The sequence below is a fragment of the Streptomyces sp. 150FB genome (assembly GCF_000818195.1).
Taxonomy (GTDB): Bacteria; Actinomycetota; Actinomycetes; order Streptomycetales; family Streptomycetaceae; genus Streptomyces.
The window spans coordinates 1,875,798-1,881,429 of sequence record NZ_JTHL01000001.1 but is presented as its reverse complement, the minus strand read 5'-3'; the positions used below and the strand labels follow the sequence as shown (position 1 = coordinate 1,881,429).

5 protein-coding genes and 1 pseudogene are annotated in these 5,632 nt (G+C 71.9%); 2 read left to right on the top strand and 4 right to left on the bottom strand.

The genetic code is table 11. The features are described 5' to 3' along the window. From QR77_RS46525 to QR77_RS07740, 4 genes and pseudogenes are all read right to left on the bottom strand, one after another. Positions 1-611 (bottom strand): annotated as a pseudogene (locus QR77_RS46525) (histidine kinase); the annotation flags it as partial. After that, complete coding sequence (locus QR77_RS07750) at positions 608-1,516, bottom strand: hypothetical protein (protein WP_107068906.1); 909 nt, start codon at positions 1,514-1,516, stop codon at positions 608-610. The gene QR77_RS07750 and the pseudogene QR77_RS46525, both read right to left, overlap by 4 nt. A 247-nt stretch (positions 1,517-1,763) precedes the next feature. Continuing rightward, positions 1,764-2,234 (bottom strand): GNAT family N-acetyltransferase, encoded by a 471-nt coding sequence (locus QR77_RS07745; RefSeq protein WP_040020512.1) that lies wholly within the window; start codon positions 2,232-2,234, stop codon positions 1,764-1,766. Then, a complete protein-coding gene (locus QR77_RS07740) occupies positions 2,234-3,004 on the bottom strand; it encodes an IclR family transcriptional regulator (RefSeq protein ID WP_040020511.1) in 771 nt (256 codons plus the stop codon). The genes QR77_RS07745 and QR77_RS07740 overlap by 1 nt, the downstream gene beginning before the upstream one ends. A 146-nt stretch (positions 3,005-3,150) precedes the next feature. On the opposite strand from QR77_RS07740, the gene QR77_RS07735 reads away from it, so the two are divergent. Both QR77_RS07735 and QR77_RS07730 read left to right on the top strand, forming a co-directional pair. Continuing rightward, positions 3,151-4,683: an aldehyde dehydrogenase (NADP(+)) gene (locus QR77_RS07735; RefSeq protein WP_236710557.1), complete on the top strand. Its 1,533-nt coding sequence runs from the start codon at positions 3,151-3,153 to the stop codon at positions 4,681-4,683. A 16-nt stretch (positions 4,684-4,699) separates the two neighbouring features. Beyond that, on the top strand, positions 4,700-5,323 hold the full coding sequence (locus tag QR77_RS07730; protein ID WP_236710556.1) for a DUF1349 domain-containing protein: 624 nt from the start codon (positions 4,700-4,702) through the stop codon (positions 5,321-5,323). The last annotated feature ends 309 nt before the right edge of the window (positions 5,324-5,632 follow it).

Below are 5,632 nucleotides of genomic sequence, written 5' to 3'. Positions count from 1 at the left end.
CTCGGCCCGAGCAGTACGGGCGCCAGGCGCGCCAGTAGCGCCCCCGTCACGGCGGCGCACGCCGCCAGGGCCAGCAGCATCAGGAGCCCGGCGAACGGCGCGAGAGCGATGCCCCACCCCGCGCGGAAGAACACCGGCAGCCCGAGCCGGGGCTCGCGCAGCGCCGCGAAGAACGGCGACAGCGCCAGCCCGACAGCGAACGGCGGTACCGCCAACGTCATTCCGCTGATGATCCCGCCGAGCCCCACATGCAGGGCGTACCAGCAGCTCGTACGCACCCTGGCCGCCCACGTACGCCCGTCACCGGCGGCGAGCCGCCCCTCGGGAATCCCGCACAGGGCACGCGCCGCCGCCACCGAGAGCGGCCGGGCGAGCGGGAAGAACGCGGAGGCGGCGGCGAGCGGCACGGCCACCGCGTACGCCGCGAACTGTTGGGCGGGCGACTCCAGGAAGCCGCCCCTGCCGTCGGCCGTGGGGCCGATGAACACGCTGCCGAGCAGCAGGTACGGCATGAGCAGCGCCCCGCCCAGCACCAGATGCAGCCAGCGCAGCCAGGCCTGCCCGCCGAGGAGCAGCCGGGCCGGCGACCGATGGCGCGGGCGGGCGCTCACGGTGCGCTTCGTTGCGGCAGAAGGGACCTGAGGCTGATGACGAGCGCGCAACCGGCGGCCATGGCGACAGCGTAGATGAGGGTCAACACCCAAGCAGCGCCCCTGTCCTGGCCGTTCGGCACGAGGGCGGAGAGCAGCATCCACGCACTCCAGCAACCCGTCGCCGCCGAGCCGATCCAGACCATGGCCACCGGCACCGCCACGGGTATCCGCGCCGTCGTGGGGCGGCGCGAGAGCAGCAACAGGGTGCCGACCGTGGCCAGGACGGCGAACAGGGCGATGACGCCCTCGAGTACGTAGTAGTCGCTCGTCCGGTCGATGATCCGCTCGTGCGGAAGGCCCCCGGTGCTGCCGGAGGCCCAGAGGACGTGGGGGAGGGCGGTCCCCAGGCAGACCAGCGAGGAGACCAGGGCGGTCGCCCGTACGCCGTTCCCGCCGGGCTCGCGGTCCCGCATCCTGCCCTGCCACAGGTGCCCCCAGCGCCGGGCCGCGTACCGCACGGCCAGCGTGCCCAGCGCGAGTCCCTGCACGATGAAGCCGCCGTAGACGACGGCGAACACCCAGCCGTCGAGGAACGGGGGGCTTGACGCGCCCGCCGCCCCGCCGGAATCAGCTCGCGTGAGGACGCCGACCAGTAGTTGCAGCGGATAGCCGGTCATGATCGGCGCGAGCAGCCCGGTCGCCGCCCACATCGGCGTCAGGAGCAGCCAGCCAGGGACACACCGGCCCCAGGCCTGCGTCAACAGCAGTGCCAGAACCGCCACGGCGGCGTCCATCGGCACGCTGAGGATGTTGGAGACGGCCGTGGTGGCGCGGTCGTCCAGCAGCATGCTGCCGTCGGGGATGCCGATACGGCTTCCCGAGACCCAGGCGATCTTCAGCGCGATGTACGGGAGACAGGCCACGAGGGCGACGGCACGCAGGACCGAGACGCGGATCGGGAGCAGGATCGAGGCAGAGGCAGAGGCAGAGGCAGAGGCAGAGGCCGGGGCCCGGCGCAAGGCGCGGCGGCCGGATCGGGAGGCCGGTGCAGCGGCCGGGTCGCCGGCCGGGGCGGATGTCTTCGTCATGCGGCCCACGCTCCCGGCAGCCGCCCGGCCGTACGTCATGCCGGCCGACGATCCCCCTCCGCCGAACGGCGGAGAAGGATTGTCACGCGTCCAGCGTCAGGATCACCTCGTCGAGCTCCGTGCCGCGCGCCGGCGCGAAGTCCCTGTTGCGCCCGTCCTCGGTGAAGCCGCATTTCCGCAGCACGCGCAGCGAGGCCTCGTTGTCGGCGGCCACCCGTCCGAACAGCGGACGTTCCGGCACGAGCGCGAGCAGCTCGCGCAGCGCGGCGGTCGCGATGCCGCGCCCCCAGTGGGAACGGTCGATCCAGTACGACACCTCACGTCGGCCCTCCGGCCCGGACACGGCCGCGTTCCCCACCACCTCGCCGTCGGCCAGCACGGTGCGCAGCGGGTCGGCCGCGTCCAGGATCTTCGCCCAGCGGGCGTCAAAACGCGCCCGGTCGTCCGGGTTCTCGGCGGTGAAGGCGGCCATCCTCGTCGCCTCGGGATCCCGCAGCATCGCGTGGAAGACGGGTAAATCGCTGTCCTGGACCTCGCGCAGGCGTACGTCCATCAGAGTCTCCTGGTGGCCAGGGTGAGCCGGTCGCGCGCGTCGAACAGGGTGTCCTTGATCATCTGTTCGTGCGCCGGCGTGAGCCTGGCGACCGGCACCGAGCAACTGATGGCGTCGCGCGCCGGAGTGCGGTACGGGATGGCGATCCCGAAGCAGCGCAGCCCGAGGGTGTTCTCCTCGCGGTCCACGGCGTACCCCTGCTCACGGACCGTATGCAGCTCCTCGATGAGCCGTTCGCGGTCGGTGATGGTGTGCTCGGTCAGGGCCGGCATGGTCTCCGGCAGCATCTTGCGTACCTGCTCGTCGCTGTGGGTCGCGAGCAGCGCCTTGCCGAGCGAGGTCGAGTGGGCGGGCAGCCGACGGCCCACCCGGGTGAAGGGGCGCAGATAGTGCTGCGACTGACGGGTCGCCAGGTACACCACATTGGTGCCGTCGAGCCGCGCGAGGTGGATGGTCTCCGTCGTGTCGTCCGAGAGCCTGTCCAGGGTGGGGCGGGCGGCGGCGACGACCTCGTCACCGTCGATGTACGAGGTGCCGACCAGCAGGGCGCGTACGCCGATGCCGTACCGCGTGCCCGTCGCGTCCGTCTCCACCCAGCCCAGCTCGACGAGCGTGCGCAGCAGCATGTAGAGGCTGGATTTGGGGTATCCGACGGCTTCCTGCACGGCCGCGAGGGAGTGCATACCGGGACGTCCCGCGAAGTATTCGAGCAACTCCACCGTCCGTACTGCGGACTTGACTTGTGCCCCACCGGTTTCCGCAGCCGACATCGTTCCTCGCCCCTTCTTGACCGCTCTTGACCACACAGAACGCCCGGAAATAGAGTCCCTGTAGATTCACTATCAGGAATCTTGTTCAGAATACCGAACAACTCCTGATGGATGGCAGAGGTACGCAAGGCCGGGAGGAAGCCGCGGTGGCAGCAGCACCAGTCTGGAGTGTCGACCCCCGAACGGGGAAGCCGCGTGAGCAGGTGGCGGACGAGGCGACCGCGGAGGAGGTCGACCGCGCGGTACGCCGGGCGTACGCCGTCCGGTCCGCGCTCGCGGACCGCACCGTACGCGCCGCTTTCCTCCGTGCCGCGGCCGATCTCCTCGACGCGACGAGCGAGCACGCCATCGAGGCCGCCGACGCGGAGACAGCCCTCGGCCCCGTACGCCTCACCGGCGAACTGGCCCGTACGAGCGCGCAGCTCAGGGCCTTCGCCGAGGTCGTGGACGAGGGCGCGTTCCTCGACATCCGTATCGACCACGCGGACCCGAAGCGCACCCCGCCGTGGCCGGACATGCGCCGCTGGAAGGTGTCGCTCGGCGTGGTGGCCGTCTACGCGGCGAGCAACTTCCCGTTCGCGTTCTCCGTACCGGGCGGCGACACGGCGAGCGCGCTCGCGGCCGGCTGCCCCGTGGTCGTCAAGGCGCACCCCGACCACCCCGCGACCTCCGAGATCTGCGCCTCCGTGCTGCGCAGGGCCGCCGCGCAGGTGGGCCTGCCCGAGGACGTACTGATCCTGGTGCACGGCTTCGAGGCCGGTGTCGAGCTGGTCAAGCACCCGCTGATCTCGGCGGCCGGCTTCACCGGTTCGGTACGCGGCGGCCGCGCCCTCTTCGACGCGGCGGCGGCGCGCCCCGCGCCGATCCCCTTCCACGGCGAGCTGGGTTCGCTCAACCCCGTCGTGATCACCGAAGCGGCGGCGGCCGAGCGCTCCGAGCAGATCGGGGCGGGCCTGGCGGGCTCGATGACGCTGGGGGAGGGGCAGTTCTGCACCAAGCCCGGATTCGTCCTGGCCCCGGTCGGTGACGCCGGTGACCGGCTGCTCACCGCCCTGACGACGGCGGTCAGCGAGACCGAGCCCGGCGTGATGCTGGACCACCGGATGAGGGACGCCTTCGTCGGCGGCGTGGAGGAACGGGCCGCACTGCCCGGCGTCGACGCGCCCATCACCCCGGGCGCGGGCGGCGAACACACCGTCAGCGCGGGCTTCCTGACTCTCCCGGCCGAGCTGCTCACCTCGGCGGGGGAGCACGACCTGCTGCTGGAGGAGTGCTTCGGCCCGGTGACGGTCGTCGCGCGCTACACCTCGTCGGAGGAGATCACCTCGGTGCTCTCCCGGCTCCCCGGCAACCTCACGGCGACCCTCCACCTCGCGGACTCGGAGGCCGACGGCAGCAAGCCGGGCGCGGCCGAACTACTCGCGGAACTGACCCCGCTGGCCGGGCGCGTCCTGGTCAACGGCTGGCCGACGGGCGTAGCGGTAGCCCCCGCACAACAACACGGCGGCCCGTACCCGGCCACCACCTCCACCTCGACCTCGGTGGGCGCGACGGCGATCGAACGCTGGCTGCGCCCGGTCTCGTACCAGTCGACCCCGGCAGCTCTGCTGCCGCCGGAGTTGCGGGACGAGAACGCGCTGGGACTGCCGCGGAGGGTGGACGACCGGCGGGAGGGCTAGGCGTAGGGTTCCCGGAGTGCTGGAACTGCCGGAACTGCCGGAAGTGCCGGAACTGCCTTTCGGGCTGAGGTCGTACGGCCCCGACGGTGGCTGGGTGTACGAGGACGGGTCCCTGACCGGCCAGGCCGGCGCGGGACAGGACCGCTTCGTCTCCCCGGCCGCCGACTCGGCCGAACCGGCCTCCGACGCCCCGCGCCTGTTGGGCACCCCGGAGGGTGACTTCCAACTGATCGCCCGCGTGACGGCGGACCTGGCCGCACCCGGCGACGCGGGAGCGCTCGCGCTGGAGGTCGCCGAGCGGAAGTGGGCGAAGCTCTGCCTGGAACTGTCCCCGGACCGCCCGACGATCTGTACGGTCGTCACCCGCGACCACTCGGACGACGCCAACGCCTTCGTGGTGGACGTGCCGAGCCACTGGCTGCGAATCAGCCGCACGGGAAAGGCCTTCGCCTTCCACGCCTCACCTGACGGCGAACGCTGGACCTTCGTCCGCGTCTTCACGCTGGGCACGGCGGAGGAGGCAACATCAGCGTGCGTCGGCTTCCTGGCCCAGTCGCCGAAGGGCGAGGGCTGCGGGGCGAGATTCGAGGGGATCGCTTTCCGCGGGTACGGGGTCGGGGAGCTGCGGGACGGGTCGTGACGGGGGTAGGCCGGTGGCGGGCCGATGGTGGGCCGATGGTGGTGGAGGACTGGCCGGGGATGCTTGCTGGTTCTGCGGCTTTTGCTCCCGGGTGCGGGCTGCTGCGGGCTGGTTGCGCTGGGCTGGTCGCGCTGTGGGCTGCTGCCCTGTGGGGGGGCATGAAGGGATCGCTGCCCCGTGCTTCGCTGCTTGGCGGCGAGCTGTTGGCTGGGGTGACGGGGAGGGTTGGCTGGGCGGGCGCGGTGAGCGCCGATGGACGCGGGAGAGCCCTTGGCTGATGGGTGATCGGGCGGGGTGTGCGCTGTTGTG